Genomic DNA, 26,901 nt, shown 5'->3' on the forward strand with positions numbered 1-26,901 from the left:
GCCGCCGTTAGGACTTGACCCAACAATCAGAGCGGGCGAAGCGTCCGCCAACGTGTAAAGCTAGGTGAGGATAGCCCTTTGAAGCTGCGTAATTCCCTGCTCGCCCGGTCCGCCGTCGTGCTGACCGTCGTCGGATTCAGCCCCCTTCCCGCCGCTGCGGCGGCGGACTCGGCCCCTATGGCCGGCGTCGCCACGACCGCCGCTGCGGCGGCCATGCAGTCCCGCACCCGTCGAGGGGCTCAGTCGCAGGCGGCGCCCGAAGTCCGCACCGGTCCCGAGGTTCTGGCCGAGGCCCAGGCGGTCGTGACCGCCACCAATACTGTCTGCGACGTCGTCAACGCCGTCAGCCCGGGCCGCAACGGCGATATCAACATCTACGAGGTCGCCTGCGCCACCGGCCTGGGCCACATCCTCACCGACGGCGCACAGCCCGCGTCGCGGAACTGCATCATCGTCGCCCAGCAGGCCGAGGAATACGCGCTTGAAAACCCCGACGCGCCCGCCCAGGTGACCTGCACCCTGCCCGAGAACGCCAACGCCGAACAGATCATGGCGGGCTACATCCAGTCCGCCGGCGTCACCTGCCAGGTGGACCAGACCCGCTGGGTCGGCCGCACGCAATCGGGCGAGGAACGCTACGAAGTCGGCTGCGCCGGCGTGGACGGTTACTGGCTTCGCGTGAACCCCGCCGGTGAATACCTGGATCGGCTGGAGTGCATCGAGGTCACGGCCGCGGGCGGCGAGTGCACCTTCACCACGAACGAAGAGCAGCTGGCCGGCTTCCAGGCGCGTTTCGCGTCGGTCGCGCCCCAGGCCTGCACGCCCGAAGCGGGCCGCTTCGTGGGCGCCAACGCGGATTTTCGCTTCTATGAAGTGAAGTGCAGCGAGGGCTTCGGCTTCATCGCCCAGACCAACCCGGCCGGTGAACCGCAGGGCGCCCGTGACTGCAGCCGTCCCCAGCTCGTGCCCGGCGGCTGCACCCTGACCGACAGCGCGGCGGCCCAAGGCGCCGCTGCTGAGCAGCGGGCCGCCGCCCTGGCCCAGATCGGCCGCACCTGCTCGGTCAACGAAGAGCGCATCGTCGCGGTGGAGAGCCCGGCGGACGGATCTCCGGGCCGCGAAATCTACGAGTTCGAATGCGCCGATCAGCCTTTTGGCCTGACCGGCTTCTTCCCGGTCGCGGGCGGTTCGGGCGAGGTCGAGGCGTTCGACTGTTTCACCATGGATGCGCGCGGTCTGGAGTGCCAGTTCGTCTCCCGTGACACGATCAGCAACGAGTTGACCCGCATGGTCACGGCCAGCCAGCGCAACTGCAATGTGGTCGACTATCGCGTGGTCGCCCGTATGGCGAACCTCGAGGGCGACGTGGCCGAGGTCAAGTGCGACGACGGCCGCGGCTGGTTCGGCGAGTTCCCGGACGACCGTCAGGCCGCCGGGCAGTTGGTGCCCTGCGCCGCCGCCGCCCGTCAGGGCGACGAGTGCGTGCTGTAAGCTCCACCTCTCCATCCAACGGAAAGGCCCGTCGCGCTCGCGGCGGGCTTTTTCTTTTGCGCGGGTCCGCTGTGCGTTAGCGTGGCCCCGTCCTGAACCGCTGAGTCCCTGATGCGCATCGCCACCTGGAACGTGAACTCCGTCAACGCCCGCCTGCCCACCGTGCTGGACTGGTTCAGCGAGGCCCAGCCGGACGTGGCCTGCCTGCAGGAGATCAAGTGCGTGGACGAGAAGTTCCCGCGGGAGGCGTTCGAGGACCTGGGCTACAACGTCGAGACCCACGGCCAGAAAACCTACAACGGCGTGGCCCTGCTTTCGAAATTCCCCCTGTCCGATGTGCGGCGCGGCTTGCCCGGCGACGATTCGGACGATCAGGCCCGCTACATAGAGGCGCTGGTGGAGGCGCCGGCGCCGGTGCGGGTGGCGTCCATCTACCTGCCCAACGGCAATCCGCTGGGCACCGAGAAGTTCGACTACAAGCTGGCGTGGTTCGAGCGCCTCCGGCTGCACGCGTCGGACCTGCTGACCCATGAGGAGGCCGTCGCCCTGTGCGGCGACTTCAACGTCATCCCCACGCCCGAGGACGCGAAGAACCCCGAGGCCTGGGTGACAGACGCCCTGTTTCAGCCCGAGAGCCGCGAGGCGTTCCGGGCCCTGAAATGGCTGGCTTCGCCGACAGCCACGAACTGGGTGATGAGCCGGCGGGGACCTGGACCTTCTGGGACTATCAGGCCGGAGCCTGGCGGCGGGACCACGGCATCCGCATCGACTTCGCCCTGCTGTCCGCCCTGGCGGCCGACCGCTTCCGGGGCATCGAGACCCACCGCGACGCCCGCGACATGGAGAAGCCCAGCGATCACGTACCCGTCGTCGTCGATCTGGATCCGGAGCCGCCCGCGTGGTCGATGCGCTGAGGATCATTCTGCTGGTGGCCCTGGCCGCCGCCGCCCTGACCACGGCGGGCCTGACCCTGGCCTGGTGGATGGAGCCCCGGCGGCGCCTGCACCGGGCCCTGGACAAGACCCTGGGCGGCTCGCCCGAGGTCGAGGCGGTCTCTCCCGCCGAAGGCGCGCCTGCGCCCTGGATTTCGACAGCGCACAGGCGGCCGTGCTGTGGGATCGGGGCGCCAACGGCCTGGTCTATGACTTCGACGAGATCGACGGCGCCGAGATGATCGTGGACGGCCATGTGCTGGCCCGCGTGCGCCGGGGCGAGGCGCGCCGGGCGCTGGACGTGATGGCGCCGGACGCCGGTCAGGTGGTGCTGCGGCTGATGTTCGCCGACCCGCGCCATCCCGAATTCGAGCTGGACCTGTGGAATGTCTCGACGGGGGCCTCGACCGGCTCACCGCCGGAAGCGCTCAGGCTGGGGCGCCGCTGGCTGTCTCATGTGGAAGCCCTGATGAAATAGGCGCGCCGCGCCCTTTCGACATGTCGCCCGAAAGGCTAGAATCAAACCTCGTCATCCTCGGGCCTGTCCCGAGGACCCACGCGTCCGCCGCACGTTCATGAGATGTGTCAGCGGGATGGGCCATCCATCCGCTGTTCCCGCGACCTCATGCATGGGTCCTCGGGACAAGCCCGAGGATGACGGATTTCTGTAATTTCACCCGCGAGTTTTCCCGTGCCCCGCCTGTTCGACGCCTATGTCATCGCCAACTGGACCGCCGCCGAGGGCAAGAAGCTGGGCGAGCAGTCGCTGTGGATCGCCGTGGCCAAGCGCGACGTGCGCATGCGGCTGAAGGTCGAGACCCACAACGCCGCCACGCGCGCCGACGGCGAAAAGCTGCTGGCCGACATCCTGGGCGACCTGAACAAGCGCGGCGACCGGGCCCTGATCGGTCTGGACGCGCCGCTGGGCTTCCCCGTCGGCACGGCCGCCCGGCTGTCCCTGAAGGATCCGACCTGGTCCGGCCTGTGGGCCTTTCTGGCCGACAATGTGCGGGACAAGCCCGACAACACCAACAACCGCTATCAGGTGGCGGCCAAGATGAACCGGCTGATGACCGACGAGGCGCGGCCGTTCTGGGGCGCCCCGGCCAGTCAGGCCCAGCGCTGGCTGACCACCACCAAGCCCGAGGGCGGCTACGGCGACATCCCAGAACTGCGCGCCACCGAAGTCGCGGCCAAACAGGGCAAGCTGCAGCCCAAGACCGTGTGGCAGATGCACGGCGCGGGCGCGGTCGGCGGCCACGCCCTGATCGGCATTCCCACCGTGCGTCGCGTGGTTGAGCGGCTGGGGTCCGCCGCCGCCGTCTGGCCGTTCGGCACGGGCTGGCGCGCCTTGACGCCCGAGGACGTGGCGCCCCTGTCGGCGCTGGTGGTCGAGGTCTGGCCCGCCATGTTCGGCGGCGCGCCCGAACCGGGTGAGTTCAAGAGCCAGGCCCAGGTCCGCGTCGCCGCCGAGACCTTCGCGCGTATGGACGAGAAGAACGAGCTGGCCGCCGCCTTCGCCCCGCCCAAGGGCGCGTCGGACGACCTGATCCGTCAGGTCGAGACGGAAGAAGGCTGGATCCTCGGCGTCCGTTAAGCCGGCATCCGCCGCGCCACCCGCACAAACCGGCCGGTCAGCAGGGCCGCCGACACCAGGCTGGCCACGATCACGCCCCAGACGATGCCGTCCACGCCCATGCCCATGGGGAGCGCGAACAGCCACGACAGCGGCATCATCACCACCCCGTAGCTGAACACATGCATGGCCGTGGGCCACCACACGTCGGCGGCGGAGCGCAGGGCCTGGGCCGCCACCACCTGGATGCCGTCGGCCACGAAGAACAGGGTCGCCAGGATCAGGGCCGGGACCGCGATGGCCACCAGCGCCGGGTCGTGGTGTAGACGCCGATGATCACCTCCGCCCCCGGCCACACCACCAGGGCGATGACCAGCGCCAGCAGTCCCGTGACGCTCAACCCCAGCACGCCCGCGCGGATCAGGCCCGCCCGGTCGTTGGCCCCATAGGCCCGGCTGACCAGCACGCCGGTCGCCGCCGACAGGCCCATGGGGTTCATGAAGACGATGGCCGACAGGTTCAGCACGATGGCCCAGGCCGCCACCTCCAGCCCGCCCAGCCAGCCGGCCACGATGCTCATGGCCGCGAAGGCGCTAACCTCGATGAAGTAGGACGCGCCGGCGCCCACCCCCACCTTGTACTGCTCGCGCTCGACCACGCGGTCGCGGCGCGGCTTGCGGAAGATCCCCAGCGCCCGCGCATCGGGCATGCGCACGATATAGACCAGCAGAAACACCACCAGCGCCAGCCGCGCGGCGAAGGTGGCCCAGCAGGCCGCCACCGCCCCGTCCACCGGCAGGCCCGAGGTTCCCGGCACCAGCCACAGGTTCATCAGCAGGTTCAGCCCGTTGGCGATCCACATGGCCCACATGCCCGGCCGGGGCCGCGACAGGGCCTCGAGGAACAGCTGGGCCGCCACCGAGATCAGATAGAACGGCAGCGACAGGGCCAGCACCATCAACGGCGCCGCCGCATCCTGCCCCAGCCCGTCCTCCAGCCCCACGCGCACCAGCGCCCAGGGCCCCGCAAGGATCAAAGCGAGCGCTGAAATGAGACCAAGCTGAACCGAATAGACCAGGCCGCGCCGGAACACCGCCCCGGCCTCCTCCCGCCGCCCCTGGCCGATCAGGCGCGCGGTCATGACCTGGGTTCCCATCAGCAGGCCCACCGCCGTGGTCACGAACACCGACGACGGCGCCCAGGCCAGCGAATGAAGGGCCAGCTCGCGCGCCGCGTACTGGCCCACCACGATGGCGTCGGTCAGGCCCATGGTCATTATGCCCACGCGCGCCAGAACCACCGGCCAGGCCAGGGTCAGAAGTTCGCGCAGATCGGCGCGCATTTCGGGGCGGAGAGCGGCGGTCATCGAAGGGTCAGGTCAGGGCTTTGAGCAAAAGGGCGCGGAACCTGACGCCGCGGCCCCGGCTTGGCAATAGCGCCCCCGCCACACACTCTGATGAAACCGAACGCCGGGTGAGGGATTGGCAAAGGGAGACGACAGGGAGAGACAGATGGCGGGCTACAGAAACTGGTGCGGAATCCTGCACCCCCTTCACGCGATCCTGCTGGCCTTTCCCATCGCCCTGTTCAGCTTCGCGGTCGCCACCGACATCGCCTATCTGAACACGGCCCAGATCCAGTGGTCGAACTTCTCGGCATGGTCGATCACCCTGGCCTTGTTCTTCAACGGCCTCGTTGTGGCCTGGGCGATCGTCGAGGCGGTCATGGCCCGGCGCTCGCCCGGCCTGACGCGTAGCCTGATCTATCTGGCCGTCCTGGTGGTCATGTTCATCGTCGGCTTGATCAACATCTTCCGGCACAGCCAGGACGGCTGGGCCTCGGTCGGCGCGCCCGGCCTGATCATGTCCATCATCTGCGCCCTGCTGGCCCTGATCGCCGGCTGGATGCTCCATTCCAGATCCACCGTTCGGGAGGTCGTCCAATGAGGATGCGGCTCGTCAGCATCGCGGCCCTGTCCCTGGCCCTCGCCGGCTGCGGCGGGTCCAGCGACCCGGAGGTTCAGGAAACCGGCGCCACGCCGGACCTGCCCGAGCTGGACCAGAGCCTGATCCCGTCCATGCACATCGCCCCGCCCGGCGAATGGAACGGCGACCTGCCCACCGTGCCCGAAGGCTTCACCATCAGCATCGTCGCCGACGATCTGAGGATCCCGCGCCAGATGCTGATGCTGCCAAACGGCGACCTGCTGATCGCCGAAGGCTCAGGCGGCGGCGCGCCCGCGCTGCGGCCCAAGGATGTGCTGGCCGGGCTGATCAAGGCCCGGGGCCGCTCGTCGGTCGAAGGCGGCGACCGCATCACCCTGATCCGCGACGCCGACGGCGACGGCGTGCCCGAGCTGCGCACCGTCCTGATCGACGATCTGAACGCGCCCTACGGCATGGCCTTCGTGGACGGCAATCTCTACGTGGCCAATCAGGACGCGGTCATGCGCTTCCCCTATCAGGAGGGCCAGACCGAGATCACGGCGCCGGGCGAGGCGCTGACCCCCCTGCCCGCCGAACTCAACCACCACTGGACCAAGGCCATGACGGCCAGCGCCGACGGCCGCTTCCTGTATGTGGGCATCGGCTCCAACAGCAATGCAGGCGAGCGGGGCATGGCGGTGGAGGAAGAACGCGCGGTGGTCTGGGAGATCGACCGCGAGACCGGCGCCCGCCGCACCATCGCCCGAGGCATCCGCAACCCGACCGCCCTCGCCATCGAGCCCACGACCAACCAGCTCTGGTCCGTGGTCAACGAGCGGGACGAACTGGGTCCGCAACTGGTCCCCGACTATCTGACCCAGGTCCGCGACGGGGCCTTCTATGGCTGGCCCTACAGCTACTGGGGCCAGAACCTGGACCCCCGCGTCCGGCCGCAGGATCCCGATCTGGTCGCCACCGCCATCGCGCCGGACTATGCGCTTGGCAATCACGTGGCGGCTCTGGGTCTGGACTTCGCCGTCGACGGCGGTTTCGGCGGGACGTTCGCCAGCGGCGCCTTCATCGGCGAGCACGGCAGCTGGAACCGGCAGGACCTGTCCGGCTACAAGGTGTCCTGGGTCCCCTTCACGGGCGGTCGTCCGTCCGGCCCGCCCGTGGACTTCGTCACCGGCTTCCTGAACGATGACGACGAGGCCCGGGGCCGCCCGGTCGGCGTTCTGTTCGACCCGCGCACCCGCGCCCTGTTCATCGCCGACGACATGGCCAATGTGGTGTGGCGGGTCGCCCCGACGGCGTCACGCGGGAGCCAGTCGCCTCGGGAATAGTCTGACAATTGACTTTCCCACGCCGGGCGACCAACGTCTGATCAAATTTGCCGGGGAGGCGAACATGGTCCGGACGTTAAAGGTGCTTTTCCTCGTCGCCGTTGTTGCGGCGGCGGCCCCCGCAGTGGCGCAGCAGGCGCCCATGACGGCCATGGATGCGCCGGCGGAGCCGAACGCCCTCCCCCTCGACACAGGCGGCGTCGAGGGCTCCGAAGCCCCCGAGAGCTGGTTCAGCCAGTGGGGCGACACCTTCGTCCGCAACGTGACCGTGGCCACCCTGACCCCGGTCCTGCCCGAGCCGGGCACGGCCAACGGCGCAGCGGTGATCTTGGCGCCGGGCGGCGGCTTCATGTTCCTGTCCATGAGCAACGAGGGCTGGGAGGTGGCTCAGGCCCTGGCGGATCAGGGCGTGGCCGCCTTCGTGCTGAAGTACCGCGTCCGCCCGACGCCGGCGGACCTGGGCGAATTCGAGCAATCGGTGACCGCCATGTTCGCCGGGGCCGGCCCACGGCCCGCAAGGCCCGGTGGCTTTTCGCTGGCCGATCCGGTCGAGGACGCCACGGCGGCCTTCGCACTCGTCCGTTCGCGCGCCGATGAGTGGGGTGTCGACCCCGACCGCATCGGCATGGTCGGCTTTTCGGCCGGGGCCGGAACGACCCTGGCGACTACGCTCACCGCCCCCGAGACGCGCCCCGCCTTCATCGCCCCCATCTACGGCGCCATGACTGCGGTCGAGGTCCCCGAGACCGCGCCGCCCATGTTCGTGGTCCTGGCGGCCGACGACCCCCTGTTCGCCAACAGCGGATTCGGCCTGGTGGAGTCGTGGCGCACCGCGGGACGCCCGGTGGAGTTCCACCTCTATCAGAACGGCGGCCACGGCTTCGGCCTGGGCAATCCGGGCATGACCAGCCTGGGCTGGTTCGACGGTTTCATGCGCTGGCTGGAGCTGAACGGATTCCTGCAGGCCGGGCCCTGAACTTTTGCAACCGTGATCACCCCGACGCCGTCGGGGCGGCGGCGTCACGCGTCTTCCACAGCGACCAGAACACCCCGGCCGCCAGGATCGCGGCCGTGATCGCCAGCGACCACTCGGGCGGGATCTTGCCCAGTCCAAGCAGATCCGCCGCGAACACCTTGCCGCCGATGAACACCAGCAGCACCGCCAGCGCCTGTTTCAGATAGGCGAAGCGGTGGATCACCGCCGCCAGGGCGAAATACAGCGCGCGCAGGCCCAGGATGGCGAAGATGTTGGAGGTGTAGACGATGTACGGATCGGTCGTGATGGCGAAGATCGCCGGCACCGAGTCCACCGCGAAGATCACGTCCGCAATCTCGATCATAACCAGCGCCAGGAACAGGGGCGTGGCCGACAGCACCATGCGGCCGCTCGAATTAGGCTGACGCACGAAGAACTTCTGACCGTGGAGCTGGTCCGTCACCCTCAGGTGACGCCGCATCCACTTCACCAGCGGGTTCTTGCCGATGTCGGAATGCCCGTCCCCGGCGAAGAACATCTTCACCCCGGTCAGGATCAGGAACGCCGCGAAGATGTAGAGCACCCAGCCGTACTGGCTGACCAGGGCCGCGCCCGCGCCGATCATGATGGCGCGCAGAACGATCACCCCCAGGATGCCCCAGAACAGCACCCGGTGCTGAAGCGCGCGTGGAATGGCGAAATAGCCGAAGATCAGGGCGATGACGAAGACATTGTCCATCGCCAGGCTCTTCTCGACCGCGAAGCCGGTGAGATACTCCACGCCTGACTGCTGGCCGAGCTCCCACCAGACCCAGCCGCCGAAGATCAGGGCCACGGCGATGTACATGCTGGACAGCAGCAGGCTCTCGCGCACGCCGATCTCATGCTGGTCGCGGTGCAGCACGCCCAGATCCAGCACCAGCAGCGCCAGAACCACGCCCATGAAGGCCAGCCACATCCAGGCGGGCTTGCCCACCATTCGGCGGCGAAAAACGTCATCAGGTCCATCAGGACTCCCCTGTCTCATGGAGCGGCCCGCGGCGCGCGCATGTAGGGATCGGCCGGACAGGCCGTCGCGCACCGAGCTCGCTCGATGCGGTCCGACATCACGTCTGCCATCAGACGCCAGAGGGGCCCGGCCCGCCGGCGCGCAGATAGGCGAAACCGCGTCGCCATTCAAGCCGGGGGCTCGCCGCTCAGTCGGCCACATCCAGTTGCAGGGCCGGTCCGCCCTGGTGGCGCGGCCAGACCGCGACCCGGCTTCCAACGCGCTGGAAGATCAGGTCCAGCCGCGTTTCGCCCACGGCCAGCCCGGCCACGGTCAGACGGTCCAGGCCGGCCGGCAGGCAGGGCCGGTCGATGCGGATGGTCCTCGCCAGGGCGTCGATGGACAGGCCCAGGCTGGCCTGCAGCATCAGAAACACCGACCCGGCGGCCCAGGCCTGGGGCATGCAGGCCACGGGATAGGGAATGGGCGGCTCGCCGGTCTGGCGATTGAAGCCGCAGAACAGCTCGGGCAGCCGCATCTCGAAATGGGCGGCCGAGGCGTAGAGTTCGCCCAGCATCAGGGCCACGGCGTCGCGCTCGCCGTAATGCGCCATGCCCGCCACGCCCAGGGCGGTGTCGTGGGGCCAGACCGAGCCGTTGTGATAGGACATGGGATTGAAGCGCGGCTGGCGGCTGGCCAGGGTCCGCAGGCCCCAGCCCGTCCTGAACCGCCCTGACAGCAGCCGTTCGGTCACCCGTCCGGCCCGCTCCGCCGAAGGCAGGCCGCTGAACAACAGGTGCCCCGCGTTGGAGCCCAGCACCCGGCACGGCGCGCCCTCCCCATCCACGGCGATGGCGTAGAACCCCCGATCCTCCATCCAGAAACGGTCCTCCACCAGCGCGCGCAGGCGCTCGGCGCGGTCGCTCCACGCCGCCGGGCTCCCCTCTCCCAGCAGGGCCGACAGGTCGGCCAGCGCCCGCCAGGCGGAATAGGCGTAGCCTGGACCTCAAGCAGGGCGATCGGCCCCTTCGGATAGGCGCCGTCGGCGTGGAAGATGGAGTCCTCGCTGTCCTTCCAGCCCTGATTGGAGAGGCCGGTGTCCTCGGCGCGGGCGTAGTCGATCAGGCCGTCGCCGTTGGAGTCCCCGTGATCCGTCATCCATCCGGCGGCGGCCAGAAGGTTGGGCCAGATCTTGCGGATGAACGCCAGATCACCGGTCCGCCGGGCATAGGCGCCGGCCAGGGCCACGAACAGGCAGGTGGTGTCGACGCCGCCGTAATAGAGACCGAACGGAACCTCCTTCAGGGCCGACATCTCGCCCTGTCGGGTCTCGTGCATGATCTTGCCGGGCGCGGAGTCCTGGAAGGTGGAGGTTTCATCCGCCTGACGCGCCGCCAGATAGGTCAGGACGCCCCTGGCCAGGCTGGGATCCAGCCACAGCATCTGCCATGCGGTGATGATCCCGTCGCGCCCGAACGGCGTGGAGAACCAGGGCACCCCCGCATAGGGGTACGGGCCGGTGGGCAGGTCGGTGGTCAGCAGGGCCACGTCCGCCCGGGACTGGTCCAGCCACTGGTTGAAGCGCGGACTGTGGGCGCCCCGCACCGTGGCGCCGCGCCGCCGTTTGGCCCGCATGGCCAGACGGGCCTGCAGCGCGGCCACCCGCCACCGGTCCCGGCCCGGCGTCTCGCCGCCTTCGACGCCCGCCTCCATGAACAGGTCGAACTGCTCCCCGCGCGACAGGCGGATCCGGAAATCCGCGCGCTCGGTCGACAGGGCCGCCGGCGGTTCGGAGAACGACAGCCAGGTCTGGCGCTCCACAGTGTCCAGGCCTCATAGCCGAACTGAACCCGCCCCCCATCCGCCACCGGGGGCCTGGTCCTGCCGCGCCGTTCACGCCGCGTGCCGCGCACCTCGAAGATGTCTCGGAAATCGGCGCCGTATTCAAAGGACAGGGGCGCCACGATCGGGTCCACCCCGTGATTGGTCAGGCGCACCCGCTCGTACAGCCGCCGGTCCCACAGAAAGCGCCGCCGCTCCACATGGATCACGCCGCCCGGCGCGGAGCGTCCCCCCATGGGCGGCAGGGGCCGGTTGGTGGCGTGGCAGGTGAAAAAGACATTGTCGTCCGACACCGCCGAACTCAGGCGCGAGGGCCGGTCATGGCCCACCAGAAGCACCAGCCGCGACAGGATGCGGGAGTCCCGGTCAAACAGGCCGTCGGCCCCGCCGCGCAGGTCGCCCCATGGATCAGCCACCAGGAAGGTGTCGCCTTCCTTGAGCGCCAGCAGGCGATCCAGCACGACACCCTCGGTCACCAGATCGGCTGCGGGAATCGCCGTTGCATCGTCCATGTCGCGCTCCAGACTTGTGGCGATCAGGCCAGGGGCGCGAAGGCCCGCTCTTCGCCGATGGCGCGCCGCACGTCGGGGATGATGAGGGGATCGATCACCTCGGCAGAACGATGTCGACGCGCGCCTGAAGCTGGGCATAGACCTCAAGATAGCGCCGAGCCATGGCGGCGGCCGAAAAGCGCTGCTCGAACCGCGCCCGGATCGCTCCGCGGTCCAGCAGAACGGCCCGCCCGGCGGCCTCCACGGCTTCGTCCACCGTCTCCACCAGATAGCCGGTCACCCCGTCCTCGATGATCTCGGACGTGGAGCCGCAGCGGAACGCCACCACCGGCGTGCCGCAGGCCATGGCCTCGATCATCACCAGGCCGAACGGCTCGGGCCAGTCGATGGGGAACAGCAGCGCCTCGGCGCCGCCCAGGAAGGCGGACTTCTGCGGGTCGTTGATCTCGCCCACGAACTCCACCAGGGGATTGTCCAGCAGAGGCCGGATGTGGCTATCGAAATAGACCCGGTCAGCCGGGTCCACCTTGGCCGCCATCTTCAGGGGCCGGCCCAGGCGGGTGGCGATCTCGATGGCCCGGTCCGGCCGCTTCTCCGGCGACATGCGGCCGAGGAAGGCCAGATAGCCGCTGGACTTCGGCGAGAACTCATACAGTTCCGACGGCATCCCGTGCTGGACCGTGGCCTCCCAGTTGGCGGCCGGGATCGGGCGGCGTTGATCGTCCGAGATGGACACCAGCGGGAACTGGGGCCAGCGGGCATACACCTCGGGCAGGTCCTTCAGGTCCAGACGCCCGTGCAGGGTCGTCACCGTCCGCCCTGCCCGGTCCGCGAAGAACGGGAAGTGCAGCATATCGGTGTGGAAATGGATGATGTCGAAATCGTCCGCCCGCTTCAGCACCTCGGCCAGAAGCGTCAGGTGTGCGGCCAGATCCGACTTCAACGGCGCGGGGTCCAGGCGGATAGGCTGGTCGCGGACGACCACAAGCTTCGCCCGGGTGCGCGCATCGGCGGTGGAGAACAGGGTCACCTCATGACCCAGTTCAACCAGGGCGTCGGTCAGGTGCGCCGCCACCCGCTCGGTGCCGCCGTACAGGACAGGAGGCACGGCCTCATACAGGGGCGCGACCTGGGCGATCCTCATCAAGTTCTCCGATGCGTAAAATGCGGCGACGGGACAGTTACCGGCGGCTGAGCCGTTTGGTTCCCGGGCGCCGCGCCTGCCCCGCCGTTTCGTCGGCGAACAGACGCGTGGCCACCATACGCTCTTTTCGGCTCCGGGACTAATCGAGTGAGCGCGTGCATCCCCTTGCAAGGCAACCGTTTCAGCCGGATCTGCGTTCAACAGTCCAGCTGAAGCGAGAAAGCGCATGCCGTCACCTGCCGACCCTTCCAAGACACAGGCCGAGTTCGGAATCCCCGGACTGGACGACGTCCTGTCCGGCGGGCTGGACCGGGACCGGGTGTATCTTCTGGAGGGCAATCCGGGGACCGGAAAGACGACAGCGGCGCTGCGTTTCCTGATCGAGGGCGCCGGCGAGGGCGAGCCGACCCTCTACATCACCCTGTCGGAAACGGAGGCGGAGCTGCGCAGCACGGCGCAGTCCCACGGCTGGTCCCTGAACGGGGTGGAGATCTTCGAGCTCGTGCCGCCCGAGAACCTTCTGGACGAGGATCAGCAGCAGAGCCTGCTATATTCGTCGGACCTCGAACTCGGTGAAACCACGCGTCTGATCCTGGACGCCGTGGAGCGGGTGAAGCCCACACGGGTCGTTATCGACAGCCTCTCGGAAATCCGGCTGCTGGCGCAGGGTTCGCTGCGCTATCGGCGTCAGGTTCTGGCGCTGAAGCACTATTTCGCCAGACACGGCGCGACCGTGCTGCTGCTGGATGACCTCACCACCGATGTGAACGACAAGACCGTCCACAGCGTCGCGCACGGCGTGATCCAGCTGGATGAACTGGCGCCCGAGTACGGCTCCGAGCGCCGCCGGCTTCGCATCATCAAATACCGCGCCCGAAAATATCGGGGCGGCTACCACGACTTCGTCATCCGCAGCGGCGGTCTCGAAGTCTTTCCCCGCATCGTCGCCGCCGAGCACCGCATCGGTTTCGACCGCGTTGCAGTCTCCAGCGGGATTGTCGAGCTGGACACCCTTCTGGGAGGCGGGATCGAGCGTGGTTCGAGCGCGCTGATCCTCGGACCGGCCGGAACTGGCAAATCCCTGTTCGCCATCCATTTCGCCGTGGCGGCGATCGCGCGGGGCGAAAGGGCGGCCCTGTTCCTGTTCGACGAGGAGATCGGCCTGCTGTTCGACAGGATGCTCGGCATGGGCATTGATCTGGCCGCCCTGCAGCGTGATGGGAACCTGGTCGTGGAACAGGTCGACGCCGGGGAGATGTCGCCCGGAGAGTTCGCCACACGGGTCAAGCGCTATGTCAGCGAGCAGAATATCCAGACGGTGGTGATCGACAGCCTGAACGGCTACCGGGTCGCCATGCCCGAGGAACAGTTCCTGATCCTCCACATCCGCGAACTGCTGCAATATCTGAACCGCCAGGGGGCCTCGACCTTCCTGACGGTCGCCCAGCATGGCCTGGTGGGCAGCCTGTCGGCGCCGGTGGACGTGACCTATCTGGCCGACACGGTCGTCCTGCTGCGCTATTTCGAGTCAGCCGGAACGGTGCGGCGTGCGGCGTCGGTGATCAAGAAACGCGCGGGCCAGCATGAGAAAGCCATCCGCGAGTACACCATCACGGATGACGGCCTGACCCTGGGCGAGCCCCTCACCGGTCTGCACGGAATTCTCCGGGGCGTGCCGGACGTGGTCGGGTCCGGAACGCCGCTGATGGAGAATTCCCCCGCATGAGTCCGCCAGCGCTTTCGGAGCGCGCCCTGATCCTGGCGCCCAGGGGGCGAGACGCGGATATCGCGGGGGCGATCTTGCGCGAGGCAGGCGTGTCGGCCCGGATCTGCGGCGGCCTCCCGGACCTGATCGCGCAGATGAACAGGGAGGCGGGCGTCGCCGTGGTCGCGGACGAAGGCCTGCACAGGGCCGACCTGACCCCGCTGGTGCGATGGATCGACGATCAGCCGCCCTGGTCCGATTTTCCGTTCATTCTGCTGACCGTCCGCGGCGGCGGCATCGAGCGCAATCCTGCCGCGCAACGGGTGTCGGCCCTGCTGGGCAATGTGGCCTTTCTGGAGCGGCCGTTTCATCCCACCACCCTTGTCAGCGCGGTCCAGACGGCGCTGCGCGGCCGTCGACGTCAGTATGAGGCGCGCGAGCGCATGGAGCAGATACGCCGCGCGGAATCCCTGCTGGAGCGGCGCGTCCGGGACCGCACCGCCGAGCTGGAATCCGCAAACCGGCAACTGGCCTCGCAGATCGTCGAGCGAGAAAGGGTGGAGACCGCCCTGCGGCAGGCACAGCGCCTCGAGGCTGTCGGCCAGCTGACATCAGGCGTGGCGCATGACTTCAACAATCTGCTCACGGTCGTGCTCGGCAATGTGGAGCAGATGAAGAAGAAGGTCTCGGATCCCGCCCTCACCCGACGCCTGGAGATGATGGCGGAGGCCTCGCGGCGTGGCGCCACCCTGACCGCCCAGATGCTGGCTTTCTCCCGCCGTCAGAAGCTTGAGCTGCGGCCCGTGGACCTCAACGAGACGGTGATGGGCATGCGGGACCTGCTGGCCAGTTCGATCGGCGGCAGCGTCCAGATTCAGCCCCCGGATCTGGCCGATGATCTGTGGCCCGCCATGATCGATCCGACCCAGATCGAATTGGTGATCCTCAACCTGGCCATCAACGCCCGCGACGCCATGGATGTGGGCGGCTCCCTCACGATCACCACCCGTAATGTTGAGGTCGAAGAGGCGCAGGACGACCTGCCCGCCGGCCAATTCGTGATGGTCTCGGTGACGGACACCGGCTCGGGCATGAGCGAGGACGTGCTGGCCAAGGCGTTCGAGCCGTTCTTCACCACCAAGGCGGTCGGCCAGGGATCCGGGCTGGGCCTCAGTCAGGTCTTTGGACTGGCGAATCAGGCCGGGGGCGGGGTCAGGATCACCTCGCAGTCGGCGAAGGCACGACCATCGAGGTTTACCTGCCGCGGGCCAAAGGTGTGATCGAAGCCGCCCGGCCTTCGTCCGAGCGGCATACGGCGCGCCAGGGCGAACAGCGTCGGGTGCTGGTCGTTGATGACGACGACGCAGTCCGCGAAGTGGCCGCCGGCTATCTTGACGACCTGGGCTATGAGGTGGTCGAGGCCGGCAGCGGCGGCGCGGCGCTGGAGCATTTCGAGAACGGCTGCGAACCGACCGCCGTGCTGATGGACTTCGCCATGCCGGGCATGAATGGTCGCGAACTGGCTCGCGAGATCGGCAAGCGCCGCCCGGGCGTTCCGGTGGTCTTCGTCACCGGCTACGCCGACGCGGAAGCCTTTTCTGACACGGACCCCGCGTCCATCCTGCACAAACCCTACACCCGCAGCGAGCTGGCTGCGGCGCTGGATCGCTGCCTGGAGGGCGTCCGCTAGGCCCGCCGACGCCGCGCGCGCCTTGCCACCCCCCGGCTTTTGCCCTATAGGCCGCCGCTTTCCAGGGCTTCGGTCCTGGCGTGGAGTTCCAAAGGGTTCGGGAAGTCATTCCGGCCGCCGCGTCAGGATCCATCGTGGGATTGGACTTTACCCGGTCCACCTGCGCCGGCGCCCATCAAGGGAGACGACTGCATGGCTCTTTACGAGCACACGGTCATGTCGCGCCAGGACATCAGCGCGCAACAGGCCGAACAACTCAACGACACCATCAAGGGCTTGATCGAGGAAGCCGGCGGCACCGTCGCCAAGATCGAGTACTGGGGTCTGAGGAACCTGACCTACCGGGTCAAGAAGAACCGCAAGGCGCACTATTCGCTGCTCGCCGTCGACGCGCCGCCGGCCGCCATGGCCGAGGTCGAGCGCCAGCTGTCCATCAACGAGGACGTGCTGCGCTGGCTGACCGTTCGCGTGGAAGAGCTGGACCTGGAGCTGTCGCCCCTGCTGGCCCGCCGCGAGCGTGAGCGCGAGCGCTCCACGCCTCGCTCCGACGACAACGCCGCGCCCGCCGCGGCGTCGGCTGAATAAGGAACCGGATCATGACCGATACGACTGCCCCCTCCCCGGGCGCTCCGGCCGGCTCCGGCCCCGCCCGCCGCCCCTTCAATCGTCGCCGCAAGGTCTGCCCGTTCTCGGGCGATAACGCGCCGAAGATCGACTACAAGGACGTGAAACTGCTCCAGCGTTACGTCTCCGAACGCGGCAAGATCGTGCCCTCGCGCATCACCGCCGTCTCTCAGAAGAAGCAGCGCGAACTGGCCAAGGCCATCAAGCGCGCCCGCTATCTGGCCCTCCTGCCCTACGTGGTGAAGTAAGATGAAGGTCGTTCTGCTTGAACGCGTCGAGAACCTCGGCGCCATCGGCGACGTCGTCACCGTCAAGGACGGCTTCGCCCGTAATTTCCTGCTGCCCCGCGACAAGGCTCGTCGGGCGACGGAAGCCAACCTGAAGGCCTTTGAAGTCGAACGCGCCGCCATCGAGGCCCGCAACGACAAGAACAAGGCCGAGGCCCAGAAGACCGCCGACAAGATCGACGGTCAGACCTACGTCATGATCCGCCAGGCGGGTGAGACGGGCCAGCTGTACGGCTCGGTCGCCGGTCGCGACGTGGCCGAAACGGTCCAGGCCGCAGGCTCGAAGATCGAGAAGTCGCAGGTCGTCCTGCACGTCCCGATCAAGACCCTGGGCGTCCACGAAGTGCAGGTCCGCCTGCACGCCGAGGTCCGCGCGACGGTCAAGATCAACGTGGCCCGCTCGGCCGACGAAGCCGAGCGTCAGGCCAAGGGCGAGGACGTGATCGCCAGCCAGTTCGATGACGAGCGTCAAGCCGCCAGCGACCAGGCCAAGGATCTGCTGGACGGCGGCGCCGGCCAGCACGAGGTCTCCTACGTCGAAGAGGTCTGATCCTTCTCGACCGGGTTATCGAAACGACGGCGCGGAGAGCCTTCTCCGCGCCGTTTTTCGTGGACTATGCTCAAGCGTCACCATTCAGGAGCAGGCCATGCGCCGTACCGCCCTCGTTGCCGCCGCCTTCGCCGTCAGCCTAGTCGCCCTGCCCGCATCGGCCCAGGACGGCCGCATGACCGTGGCCGCGTTCCTGGACACAGCGGACGACATCCCGCGCAATGCCACGGCCCTGCTTCGGGCCGACACCCGCCGGCTGTTGTCCGAGGTCCGGACCGCCACACGAACGATCCGCGCCGAGCAGGACGCCGCCGAGGCCGCCGGACGCACCCCGCGCACATGCATGCCCGAACGGGTCAGCATGGACGCCGACAGTCTGCTGTCGCGCTTCAACGCCATCCCCGCGGCCCGCCGCAACATCACCGTGACCCAGGCCCTGCGGGAATGGATGGCCGAGGAGCACCCCTGCCCGCGCTGACCGGAAAGACGAAATCCGGGCCGTCCACAGGCGGGCCGGACTCATCCCCCGTCTTCTGGACGTCCGCCCCTGACGCAGGGACGTGCGACGGCTAGACCCGTCAGTCCATGAACGCGCTCAGCCCCATCTCCACCGACGCCCGGCCCGTGGCCGCCCTGCCTCACAATCTGGAGGCCGAACAGGCGCTGCTGGGTTCGCTGATGTTCGACAATGCGGTGTTCGAACGCCTGTCAGACCGGCTGCGCGGCAGCCATTTCTACGAGCCGTTCCACCAGCGCCTGTTCGACGCCATCGAGGATCATGTGCGCCAGGGCATGCTGGCCGAGCCCACCATCCTGATGGAGCGGTTCAAGACCGACCCGGCGTTCCAGGAGTTCGGCGGGCTGCGCTATCTGGCCGATCTGGTGGACCGGGCCCCGCCCGGCGCCAACGCCCCCGACTATGCCCGTCTGGTCTATGACCTGGCCCTGCGCCGCGACCTGATCCGCATCGGCGGCGACATCATCAAGGAGGCCCCGGATCCCGAGACGGCCGCCCTCGAACAGATCGAACAGGCCGAACAGTCGCTCTACAATCTGGCCGAGACGGGTCAGCCGTCGTCGGGCTTCGTCAGCTTCGGCCACGCCCTGGCCGGGGCGGTGGAGATGGCCAGCGAGGCCTATCAGCGCGACGGCAAGCTGGCCGGTCTGGCCACCTACCTTGATGATCTCGACCAGAAGCTGGGCGGGCTGCACCCGTCCGACCTGCTGATCCTCGCGGGCCGCCCGTCCATGGGCAAGACGGCCCTGGCCACCAACATCGCCTTCAATGTGGCGCGCAACTACCGTTGGGAGCCCACCCCCGAGGGCCGCAAGACGGTGGAGGGCGGGGTCGTCGCCTTCTACTCGCTGGAAATGAGCGCCGAGCAGCTGGCCATGCGGATCCTGGCCGACGCCTCGGGGGTGTCGTCCGACCGCCTGAGAAAAGGCGAGATCGACGCCTCGGACTTCGGCCGCATCCGCGACGCCGCCGCCGAGATCGGCGAGGCGCCCCTGTACATCGACGCCACCGGCGGCCTGTCCCTGTCCAAGCTGGCGGCCCGCGCGCGGCGCCTGAAGCGCATGGAGCACGGTTTGGACCTGATCGTCGTCGACTACCTCCAGCTGATCACCGTCGGCGAGGGCAACGGCCAGAAGAACCGGGTGCAGGAGGTCTCCGAGATCACCGGCGGACTGAAGGCCCTGGCCAAGGAGCTGTCGGTGCCGATCCTGGCCCTGTCCCAGCTGTCCCGCCAGGTGGAGTCCCGCGAGGACAAGCGGCCCCAGCTGTCCGATCTGCGCGAATCCGGCTCGATCGAACAGGACGCCGACGCCGTCATGTTCGTCTATCGCGAAAGCTATTACCTGGGCCGCACCGAGCCCCGCGAGGGCACCGAAGAGCATCTGAAGTGGCAGGAGGACATGGACCGCCTGCGCCACCAGGCCGAGGTGGTCATCGGCAAGCAGCGCCACGGTCCCATCGGCATCGTCAAGCTGTCCTTCGACGAGGACACCACCCGCTTCGGCAACCTGGCCCAGCCGGGCCGCTACGAGCCGAACTAGGGGCGTCGGCGAAAGAAAATCCGCGTAAATGGCAGACTTCCCCTTCAAACGCAGGATTCTTGCGTCATAAGGGGCGTATGCCCTCCCCCGCCAGCCTGACCGTCGACCTGAACGCCCTCGCGCACAATTTTCATGCGCTGGAGGCCGCGTCCGGCGCGCCCGTGCATCCGGTGGTCAAGGCCGACAGCTACGGCCTGGGCGCGACGCCGGTGGCCCGACGGCTGATGGCCGAGGGGGCGCGCACCTTCTTCGTGGCGCGGGCGGCGGAAGGCGTGGCTCTGCGCGCGGCGCTGGGGCCCGACCCCGCCCTCTATGTGCTGGACGGCTGTCACGGCGATGCGGCGGGCGACCTGAAAGCCGCCGACCTGCGGCCCATCCTCAACCAGCCCGTCCAGCTCGAGACCTGGCGCGCGGCGGGCGGCGGGGCCTGCGGCCTGCAGATCGACACGGGCATGAGCCGTCTGGGCTTCCGGCCCGAGGACGCGCCCGAACCCTTCGAGGGGCTGGATCTGGTCATGAGCCACCTGGCCTGCGCCGACGCCCCCGCCGACTCCCTGAACCGGCGCCAGCGCGACGCCTTCGCCGGGATCAGCGCCAAATACCCGGGCGCATCCGTTCGTTCTCCAACTCCGGCGGCTGCTTCATGGGGGCGGACTTCGCCTTCGACGCCGTGCGGCCGGGCATCTGCCTGTACGGCGGCGGTCCGGAGGGCCGGCCCGACGACCGCATCAAGCCCGTGGCCACCCTCAGCGCCGAGGTGGTGCAGGTGCGCCTCGTGCCCAAGGGCGAGACCGTGGGCTACTCCGCCGGCTGGACCGCCCCGCGCGACAGCACCATCGCCATCGTCGCGGCGGGTTACGCCGACGGCGTGCTGCGGGCCTATTCGCCCAGGGGCAAGGTCTGGCTGGCCGACGCCCTGCGGCCCATCGTCGGGCGGGTGTCCATGGACGTGATCGCCGTGGACGTGACGGACGCCGACGTCGCCGTCGGCGACCTGTGCGAAATCTATGGCCCCAACCGCAACATCGACGATCAGGCGACGGCGGCCGGGACTATCGCCTATGAACTGCTGACGTCCATCAACCCGCGCGTGCCGAGGGTCTACGTCGGCTGAGCACGTCAGGATCGGACGCACCCCCGCCGGCCTCATCTATCCCTGACCGCGATTCCTGCTAGACCCGGCCCATGGCCAGGGACGGTGCGATCTATGTCTGTCAGTCCTGCGGGGCGGTCCACGGCAAGTGGTCCGGCCAGTGCGGCGCGTGCGGCCAGTGGAACTGCATCGTCGAGGAAAGCCAGTCGGCCCCGCCCGGCGCCCTGAAGCCGGCCTCCACGGCGCGCGGGCGCGGCGTAGTGTTCGAGACCCTGCAATCCGACACCCCCGAACCGCCGCGCATCACCACAGGGGTCGGCGAGTTCGACCGGGTCTGCGGCGGCGGCGTGGTGCCGGGCTCGGCCATCCTGCTGGGGGGCGACCCCGGCGTGGGCAAGTCCACCCTGCTGCTCGAGGTCACGGCGAAAGCGGCCCTGGGCGGCGCACGCGTGGCCTACATCTCCGGCGAGGAGGCGGTGGAGCAGATCCGCGCCCGCGCCCGGCGCATGGGCTTCGCCGACGCCCCGGTGAACCTGGCCTCGGCCACCGCCCTGCGCGAGATCGTCTCGACCCTGAAGCGCGACAAGTTCGACATCGTCATCATCGATTCCATCCAGACCCTGTGGTCCGACGCCATGAGGCGGGGCCGGGTTCGGTCACCCAGGTGCGCGCCTGTGCGGGCGAACTGGTGCGACTGGCCAAGCGTCGGGGATGGCGGTGGTGCTGGTGGGCCATGTGACCAAGGACGGCCAGATCGCCGGGCCGCGCGTGGTTGAGCACATGGTGGACGCGGTCCTCTCCTTCGAGGGCGAGCGCGGCTATCCGTTCCGCATTCTGCGCGCAGCCAAGAACCGCTTCGGCGCCACCGACGAGATCGGCGTGTTCGAAATGACCGACGCGGGCCTGTCCGAGGTGTCCAATCCCTCGGCCCTGTTCCTGGGCGAGGGCGGCGAGCGGGCGGCGGGCGCGGCGGTGTTCGCGGGCATCGAGGGCTCGCGCCCGGTGCTGGTGGAGTTTCAGGCCCTGGTGGCCCCCAGCGCCTACGGCACCCCGCGCCGCGCGGTGGTGGGCTGGGATTCGGGGCGGCTGGCCATGCTGCTCGCGGTGCTGGAGGCGCGCTGCGGCATCGGCTTCGGAGATCGGGACGTCTATCTGAATGTGGCGGGCGGCCTGCGGGTCTCGGAGCCGGCGGCGGATCTGGCGGCGGCGGCGGCGCTGATCTCCTCGGCCGTGGACGTGCCCCTGCCCCAGCGGGCCGTGGTGTTCGGCGAAATCAGCCTGTCGGGCGAGGTGCGCGCCGTGGGCCGGGCCGAGGTGCGCCTGCGCGAGGCGGCCAAGCTGGGCTTCGATCAGGCCATCGCGCCGGAAAGCGCGGCGAACGGCGGAAAGAATGTTAAGGTCATGGGGCTATCTCGACTCGCAGAGGCGGTCGAGCGTATCTCGCAAAGCACGTTCTGATTTTCACCGCGCTCCAGGGACCCTCGCCGACCGTGACTGGCTACGACCTGTTCGCCATCGTCGTCATCCTCGCCTCGGGCGCAGCCGGATGGATTCGCGGAGGCCTGCGGGAGCTGATCACCCTGGCCGCCTTCGCGGTGGCGGCGATCCTCTCCCTGCTGGCCCTGCCCCTGTCCGGCCCCGTGGGACGCGCCGTGGTCGATCCCGACTGGGCCGGGTCCATCGCCGCGGCGATCGTGGTGTTCCTGATCGTCTATTTCGGCATCCGCATCACCGGCACGATCATGAGCCGCCGCCTGCGCGACCACAAACAGCTGGGCGGCGTCGACCGCTTGCTGGGCGCGGGTGTGGGGGGCGTACGGGCGCTGGTGCTGCTCGGCGCCATCCATCTGGTGTTTCACGCCGCCACACCCGCGGACCAGACGCCAGACTGGTTCCGCGAGGCCGCCGTCTTCCCGCTGGGCCACGCCTCCGCCCGTGTCATCCAGACCGTACTGCCGACCCTGGGTCGCGGCGCGGACGCCCTTTCACCGGTCATCGGATCGTCCGTGCGCGACGGTTTTTCCGACGATGACACAGCCACGCCCCAATCCGACGCTAGCGCGGCGCCGGACTCGCCCTAAGTAAGCTTCCCGCCGTCATCGGAGCCTCCACGATGAGCAGCCACCAGATCAACGACGTCGTCGTCCACCGTGAACACTGGCGGGACGTCGATGACGACCGCCCCCGTCTGGAGTGCGGGGTCTGCGGGGTCTGGGGGGTTCAGGACGCCTCGGCGGTGGTGGCGCTGGGCCTGCACGCCCTGCAGCACCGGGGGCAGGAAGCCTGCGGCATCGCCTCGGTCACCAAGACGCGCTTTCACACCGAACGACACATGGGCCTGGTGGGCGACGCCTTTTCCGGGGCCGAGCTGGTCACCCGCATGCCCGGCCGGGCGGCGGTGGGCCACACCCGCTACTCCACCGCGGGCGGCAGCTTCCTGCGCAACATCCAGCCCATGTTCGCGGATCTGGATTCCGGCGGCATCGCCATCGCCCACAACGGCAACCTGACCAATTTCCTGGCCCTGCGGAACGAGCTGGTGGACCAGGGCTCGATCTTCCAGTCCACCTCGGACTCCGAGGTCATCCTGCACCTGATCGCCCGCTCGCGGAAATCGCGCATCGTGGACCGCTTCATCGACGCCATGATGCAGATCGAGGGCGGCTACGCCCTGGTGGCCCAGACCCGCAAGAAGATGATCGGCGCCCGCGACCCGCTGGGCATCCGTCCGCTGGTGCTGGGTCAGCTGGGCGACGCCTGGGTGCTGGCGTCCGAGACCTGCGCCCTGGACATGATCGGCGCGGTCTTCGTACGCGATGTGGAGAACGGCGAGGTCGTGGTCATCGACGAGGACGGCCTGCGCTCCATCAAGCCCTTCCCCGACAAGGCCGCCCGTCCCTGCCTGTTCGAATATGTCTATTTCGCGCGGCCCGACAGCGTGGTGAACGGCAAGGCGGTCTATGAGGTCCGCAAGGCCATGGGCGCCCAGCTGTCGCGCGAGCACGGCGTCGAGGCCGACGTGGTGGTGCCGGTGCCGGACTCCGGCGTGCCGGCGGCCCTGGGCTATGCGCAGGAAAGCGGCATTCCCTTCGAGATGGGCATCATCCGCAGCCACTATCTGGGCCGCACCTTCATCCAGCCCAGCCAGGGCGTGCGCGAACTGGGCGTGCGCATGAAGCACAGCCCCAACCGCGGGGTTCTGGCGGGCAAGCGGGTCGTGCTGATCGACGACTCCATCGTGCGCGGCACCACCTCGGTGAAGCTGGTGCGCGCCGTGCGCGCGGCGGGCGCCAAGGAAGTCCACCTGCGTTCAGCCAGCCCGCCGATCATGTGGCCGGACTTCTACGGCATCGACATGCCCGAACGGTCCCAGCTGATGGCCGCCAACCTGTCGCTGGAGGAGATGCGCGCGCGGCTGGAGGTGGACAGCCTGGGCTTCCTGTCCGTCGACGGCCTGTATCAGGCCATGGGCGCGGGCCCCCGCGATCCCGTCAATCCGCAGTTCACCGACCATTATTTCACCGGCGACTACCCCACCCGCCTGCTGGACCGCGAAATCGAGGAAAACGGTCGGGACGTCTCGTCGAGGCAACTTTCCCTGCTCGTCAGCGCTTAAGGGCGCATGAGCACGGAACTCGGCTACTTCACCCTCGACACGCCCGACATCGACAGGGCGCGCGCCTTCTACGGCGGCCTGTTCGGCTGGACCTTCGATGACGCGGCCTCACACGAGACCTACGCCCATGTGGCCGACGCGGGCATCCCGTTCGGCTTCGTGAAGGGCGAGCACAGGGACTATTCCCACCTGTATTTCCGGGTCGACGACATCGACGCCGTCTGTGCGCAGATCGTCGATCTGGGCGGCAAGTGCGCGGTTCCCGCCTCCAGCAAGTCAGGCCGCAGCGTGAAAGCCAGTGACGACCAGGGCGTCAGCTTCAGCCTGTGGGAGCCCGCCTAGGGCCTGGCCCTCTGGACAGTTTTATATTTGTCTGAGTTAATCACCCCGCCCTGACACCCCAACGATCAGGGAGGGAGGATCTCATGGCCAGAACCGCATGGATCGCCGCCGCGGCGGCCCTCGTCTCGATCTTCGCGTCATTCGCCTCGGCCCAGAGCGGCGATGAGGACGACATCCTCGATCAGGTCATCAACAGCCCGCCGGTCCAGTCCTGGCAGGTGACCGGCCTGCGCGCCACGCCCCGACCGGTCCGGGCCCAGGGCGTGCTCGGCGATCAGGCGATCCGCGTCGCCGTCCCCCGCCCCGGCGCCAATCCGTGGGACATCGCGGGCCGGATGAGCATCGCAGGGGAAATCAGCCAGGGCGACACCATCCTGCTGGCCGTCTGGGCGCGGACGCACACCCCGCCGGACGGCCAGCGCTTCGGCGTGCTTTCGGGCATACGGGTTGAACAGAGCGTTGCCCCCTACACTGCCATCGCCCAGGATTCGGCCGTCGTTCCGTCGGAATGGACCATGGTCTATGCCTCCGGCGTGGCGCAGCAGGACTATCCCGGCGGCTCCACCAACGTCTCGGTGCATCTGGCGAGCGCGGCCCAGACCATCGAGCTGGGACCGGCCTTCGTACTGAACCTGGGACAGGACTATGACCCCGCCCAACTGCCCCGGAACGTCGCGCCGGAATAGGGCTGCGGCGCTCCGCCTCTTTCACCGCCGCCCCGGCGCGCGTAAGCAGGCGCCATGACGGATCAGCTTCCCCTGAAGGACCGCGTCGCCCTTGTGGTCGGCGCCTCGCGCGGCATCGGATACGAAAGCGCCATCGCCCTGGCCAAGGCCGGCGCCCACGTGATCGCCACGGCGCGCACCGAGGGCGGGCTCGAGGAACTGGACGACGCCATCTTCGCCGCCACCGGACAACACGCCACCCTGATCCCGTTCGATCTGGTGGACGGCGGGGCCATCGACCGCATGGGCGGCGCCCTGTTCGAGCGCTTCGGCAAGCTGGACATCTGGGTCCACACCGCCGCCACCATGGGGCCCGAAGGCCTGGTGCCCGTCAGCCACGCCGACCCGCGCCAGTTCGCCAAGATCGAGAAGGTCAACTTCACCGCCGTCTATCGCCTGATCCGCTCTCTCGAGCCTTTGCTGCGCGCGTCCGACGCGGGCCGGGCCGTCTATCTGACCTCATCCCTGGCGTGGGAGCCGCGCGCCTTCTGGGGCGCCTATGCGGCCACCAAGGCGGCGGGGCAGAATCTGGTCCAGTGCTGGGCCGACGAGATCGAGTCCACCAACATCCGGGTCGCCGTCCTCGACCCCGGCCGGATGCAGACCCGCCTGCGCGCCCAGGCCTATCCGGGCGAGGATCCCTCCGCCCTGCCCCACCCGTCCGAGATCGCGCCGCTGATTGTGGACCTGTGCCGCCCCGACCGCGAACCGCCCGGCGGCATCATCTCGTTCCGCGAATGGAAGGACGGCCCGCCGGTGTCGGCGCTGGTCTAGGGCAGTTTGAGAAGGACGTGCAGCCACCCCGTGGCCTGTAGCGCGTCGAAAGACTCAAACACCGGCACGGCGAGGAAGAACACCAGACCGTCCCGCAGGGTCAGCAGGAAAAATGCAGGCCGGACGGCCAGCTCCCCCTCGTCCCGCCAAAGCGAGAAATTGGGGATGAAGCGGGGTGTTCGCTCGCGATAGGCGCTGTAGTCGGCCCCGAAAACATTCTGCAGCCAGGCTTCTTCGCGCCGGACCGTCAGCGAGAAAACGACCCAGGTGGCCACGGCGAAAAGGGCGGCGATGGTCACGCTGCCGGTCTGTGCGCCAACCCCGAATGCGCCGATGAAGCTGAAGACATAAAGCGGATTTCGCGTGATCGAATACGGCCCCCGCGAAACGATTTCGGCTTTCTTCCGTCCGCCGATGTAAAGCGAGCACCAGGCGCGGCCGATGATGGCCAGAACGATGGCCGCCAGCCCGAACGCCTCCACACCCTCATGGAGGGTGCTGTGAAGTCCGCTGGCCGACTGGGAAATCAGGCTCAACCCGATCAGGGCGACAAGGGCGACCAGAATAACCGCCTTTCGCACCTTCTGGACGGCCTGAAGGTCGAAGGGTTGTTGCGCTGCTTGCATGTCGAGGCCGCCTGCTCAGCACCCTGCATGGCGCGGGGCCTGACAGGTTGCGCCGGGGATGATGGCGGCCTTATGGCCAGGC

26 protein-coding genes and 4 pseudogenes are annotated in these 26,901 nt (G+C 68.5%); 24 read left to right on the forward strand and 6 right to left on the reverse strand.

From position 1 onward, the window contains the following. Nucleotides 1–78 precede the first annotated feature (78 nt). From MBEBAB_RS14940 to MBEBAB_RS03310, 5 genes and pseudogenes are all read left to right on the forward strand, one after another. Nucleotides 79–1,491 carry a hypothetical protein gene (locus MBEBAB_RS14940; RefSeq protein WP_021696512.1) on the forward strand — a complete coding sequence of 471 codons (1,413 nt, stop codon included), beginning with the start codon at nt 79–81 and terminating at the stop codon, nt 1,489–1,491. Nucleotides 1,492–1,602: 111 nt separating this feature from the next. Continuing rightward, nucleotides 1,603–2,405: pseudogene (gene xth / locus MBEBAB_RS18550) on the forward strand (exodeoxyribonuclease III). Next, nucleotides 2,390–2,665 carry a hypothetical protein gene (locus MBEBAB_RS18555; RefSeq protein ID WP_373852826.1) on the forward strand — a complete coding sequence of 92 codons (276 nt, stop codon included), beginning with the start codon at nt 2,390–2,392 and terminating at the stop codon, nt 2,663–2,665. The pseudogene xth and the gene MBEBAB_RS18555 overlap by 16 nt, the downstream one beginning before the upstream one ends. Continuing rightward, entirely contained in the window at nt 2,599–2,901 is a 303-nt protein-coding gene (locus MBEBAB_RS18560) for a hypothetical protein (protein WP_373852827.1), read from the forward strand. Before MBEBAB_RS18555 ends, MBEBAB_RS18560 begins: the two co-directional genes overlap by 67 nt. Before the next feature lie 213 nt (nt 2,902–3,114). Then, nucleotides 3,115–4,020, forward strand: a complete 906-nt coding sequence (locus MBEBAB_RS03310) for a hypothetical protein (RefSeq protein WP_021696514.1) — start codon at nt 3,115–3,117, stop codon at nt 4,018–4,020. On the opposite strand, the pseudogene MBEBAB_RS03315 reads toward MBEBAB_RS03310, so the two are convergent. Further along, a pseudogene (locus MBEBAB_RS03315) lies at nt 4,017–5,365 on the reverse strand (MATE family efflux transporter). The gene MBEBAB_RS03310 and the pseudogene MBEBAB_RS03315 overlap by 4 nt on opposite strands. A gap of 145 nt (nt 5,366–5,510) precedes the next feature. Here MBEBAB_RS03315 and MBEBAB_RS03320 point away from each other — a divergent pair. The 3 genes from MBEBAB_RS03320 to MBEBAB_RS03330 all read left to right on the forward strand — a co-directional run bounded on the left by MBEBAB_RS03320 (nt 5,511) and on the right by MBEBAB_RS03330 (nt 8,243). Further along, entirely contained in the window at nt 5,511–5,945 is a 435-nt protein-coding gene (locus MBEBAB_RS03320) for a DUF2231 domain-containing protein (RefSeq protein ID WP_021696516.1), read from the forward strand. Beyond that, nucleotides 5,942–7,267, forward strand: a complete 1,326-nt coding sequence (locus MBEBAB_RS03325) for a PQQ-dependent sugar dehydrogenase (RefSeq protein ID WP_021696517.1) — start codon at nt 5,942–5,944, stop codon at nt 7,265–7,267. The genes MBEBAB_RS03320 and MBEBAB_RS03325 overlap by 4 nt, the downstream gene beginning before the upstream one ends. A gap of 64 nt (nt 7,268–7,331) precedes the next feature. Further along, nucleotides 7,332–8,243, forward strand: a complete 912-nt coding sequence (locus MBEBAB_RS03330) for an alpha/beta hydrolase (protein WP_045318762.1) — start codon at nt 7,332–7,334, stop codon at nt 8,241–8,243. Between the two features lie 16 nt (nt 8,244–8,259). Here MBEBAB_RS03330 and MBEBAB_RS03335 read toward each other — a convergent pair whose 3' ends face one another. The 4 genes from MBEBAB_RS03335 to MBEBAB_RS03345 form a co-directional block, all read right to left on the reverse strand. Further along, on the reverse strand, nt 8,260–9,222 hold the full coding sequence (locus tag MBEBAB_RS03335; protein ID WP_021696519.1) for a TerC family protein: 963 nt from the start codon (nt 9,220–9,222) through the stop codon (nt 8,260–8,262). A 217-nt stretch (nt 9,223–9,439) separates the two neighbouring features. Beyond that, the gene (locus MBEBAB_RS17145; protein ID WP_373852831.1) at nt 9,440–10,204 is read right to left on the reverse strand and encodes an amylo-alpha-1,6-glucosidase; all 765 of its coding nucleotides are present in this window, start codon (nt 10,202–10,204) and stop codon (nt 9,440–9,442) included. 562 nt (nt 10,205–10,766) lie between these two features. After that, entirely contained in the window at nt 10,767–11,585 is an 819-nt protein-coding gene (locus MBEBAB_RS17150; protein ID WP_242397049.1) for a glycogen debranching N-terminal domain-containing protein, read from the reverse strand. 94 nt (nt 11,586–11,679) lie between these two features. Beyond that, nucleotides 11,680–12,729: a glycosyltransferase family 4 protein gene (locus MBEBAB_RS03345; protein WP_021696521.1), complete on the reverse strand. Its 1,050-nt coding sequence runs from the start codon at nt 12,727–12,729 to the stop codon at nt 11,680–11,682. 226 nt (nt 12,730–12,955) lie between these two features. On the opposite strand from MBEBAB_RS03345, the gene MBEBAB_RS03350 reads away from it, so the two are divergent. The 16 genes and pseudogenes from MBEBAB_RS03350 (at nt 12,956) to MBEBAB_RS03415 (ending at nt 26,193) form a co-directional block, all read left to right on the forward strand. Further along, nucleotides 12,956–14,455: an ATPase domain-containing protein gene (locus tag MBEBAB_RS03350; RefSeq protein WP_021696522.1), complete on the forward strand. Its 1,500-nt coding sequence runs from the start codon at nt 12,956–12,958 to the stop codon at nt 14,453–14,455. After that, nucleotides 14,452–15,714: an ATP-binding protein gene (locus MBEBAB_RS03355; RefSeq protein ID WP_021696523.1), complete on the forward strand. Its 1,263-nt coding sequence runs from the start codon at nt 14,452–14,454 to the stop codon at nt 15,712–15,714. Before MBEBAB_RS03350 ends, MBEBAB_RS03355 begins: the two co-directional genes overlap by 4 nt. Next, the gene (locus MBEBAB_RS17155; RefSeq protein WP_021696524.1) at nt 15,711–16,124 is read left to right on the forward strand and encodes a response regulator; all 414 of its coding nucleotides are present in this window, start codon (nt 15,711–15,713) and stop codon (nt 16,122–16,124) included. Before MBEBAB_RS03355 ends, MBEBAB_RS17155 begins: the two co-directional genes overlap by 4 nt. Before the next feature lie 192 nt (nt 16,125–16,316). Continuing rightward, nucleotides 16,317–16,709, forward strand: coding sequence for a 30S ribosomal protein S6 (rpsF, locus tag MBEBAB_RS03360; RefSeq protein WP_021696525.1), 393 nt, complete (start codon nt 16,317–16,319; stop codon nt 16,707–16,709). An 11-nt stretch (nt 16,710–16,720) separates the two neighbouring features. Beyond that, entirely contained in the window at nt 16,721–16,996 is a 276-nt protein-coding gene (gene rpsR, locus MBEBAB_RS03365) for a 30S ribosomal protein S18 (RefSeq protein WP_021696526.1), read from the forward strand. A 1-nt stretch (nt 16,997) separates the two neighbouring features. Further along, complete coding sequence (gene rplI, locus MBEBAB_RS03370; RefSeq protein WP_021696527.1) at nt 16,998–17,585, forward strand: 50S ribosomal protein L9; 588 nt, start codon at nt 16,998–17,000, stop codon at nt 17,583–17,585. A 97-nt stretch (nt 17,586–17,682) separates the two neighbouring features. Continuing rightward, on the forward strand, nt 17,683–18,063 hold the full coding sequence (locus MBEBAB_RS03375) for a hypothetical protein (RefSeq protein ID WP_045318763.1): 381 nt from the start codon (nt 17,683–17,685) through the stop codon (nt 18,061–18,063). A gap of 107 nt (nt 18,064–18,170) precedes the next feature. Further along, nucleotides 18,171–19,643 (forward strand): replicative DNA helicase, encoded by a 1,473-nt coding sequence (locus MBEBAB_RS03380; RefSeq protein WP_021696529.1) that lies wholly within the window; start codon nt 18,171–18,173, stop codon nt 19,641–19,643. 77 nt (nt 19,644–19,720) lie between these two features. After that, nucleotides 19,721–20,286: pseudogene (locus tag MBEBAB_RS18565) on the forward strand (alanine racemase); the annotation flags it as partial. Continuing rightward, nucleotides 20,287–20,757 (forward strand): alanine racemase, encoded by a 471-nt coding sequence (locus MBEBAB_RS18570; RefSeq protein ID WP_373852832.1) that lies wholly within the window; start codon nt 20,287–20,289, stop codon nt 20,755–20,757. A 71-nt stretch (nt 20,758–20,828) separates the two neighbouring features. Continuing rightward, nucleotides 20,829–22,194, forward strand: a pseudogene (radA, locus tag MBEBAB_RS03390) (DNA repair protein RadA). A gap of 32 nt (nt 22,195–22,226) precedes the next feature. Next, nucleotides 22,227–22,817, forward strand: coding sequence for a CvpA family protein (locus MBEBAB_RS03395; protein ID WP_021696532.1), 591 nt, complete (start codon nt 22,227–22,229; stop codon nt 22,815–22,817). A 32-nt stretch (nt 22,818–22,849) separates the two neighbouring features. Then, entirely contained in the window at nt 22,850–24,352 is a 1,503-nt protein-coding gene (gene purF, locus MBEBAB_RS03400; protein ID WP_021696533.1) for an amidophosphoribosyltransferase, read from the forward strand. 6 nt (nt 24,353–24,358) lie between these two features. Beyond that, entirely contained in the window at nt 24,359–24,694 is a 336-nt protein-coding gene (locus MBEBAB_RS03405) for a VOC family protein (RefSeq protein WP_021696534.1), read from the forward strand. A gap of 83 nt (nt 24,695–24,777) precedes the next feature. Continuing rightward, complete coding sequence (locus MBEBAB_RS03410; protein WP_021696535.1) at nt 24,778–25,380, forward strand: hypothetical protein; 603 nt, start codon at nt 24,778–24,780, stop codon at nt 25,378–25,380. 54 nt (nt 25,381–25,434) lie between these two features. After that, nucleotides 25,435–26,193 (forward strand): SDR family NAD(P)-dependent oxidoreductase, encoded by a 759-nt coding sequence (locus MBEBAB_RS03415; protein ID WP_021696536.1) that lies wholly within the window; start codon nt 25,435–25,437, stop codon nt 26,191–26,193. Here MBEBAB_RS03415 and MBEBAB_RS03420 read toward each other — a convergent pair. Continuing rightward, the gene (locus tag MBEBAB_RS03420) at nt 26,190–26,729 is read right to left on the reverse strand and encodes a methyltransferase family protein (protein WP_242397050.1); all 540 of its coding nucleotides are present in this window, start codon (nt 26,727–26,729) and stop codon (nt 26,190–26,192) included. The genes MBEBAB_RS03415 and MBEBAB_RS03420 overlap by 4 nt on opposite strands. Nucleotides 26,730–26,901 lie beyond the last annotated feature (172 nt).

Origin of the sequence: Brevundimonas abyssalis TAR-001 (genome assembly GCF_000466985.1) — a bacterium.
GTDB lineage: Bacteria > Pseudomonadota > Alphaproteobacteria > Caulobacterales > Caulobacteraceae > Brevundimonas > Brevundimonas abyssalis.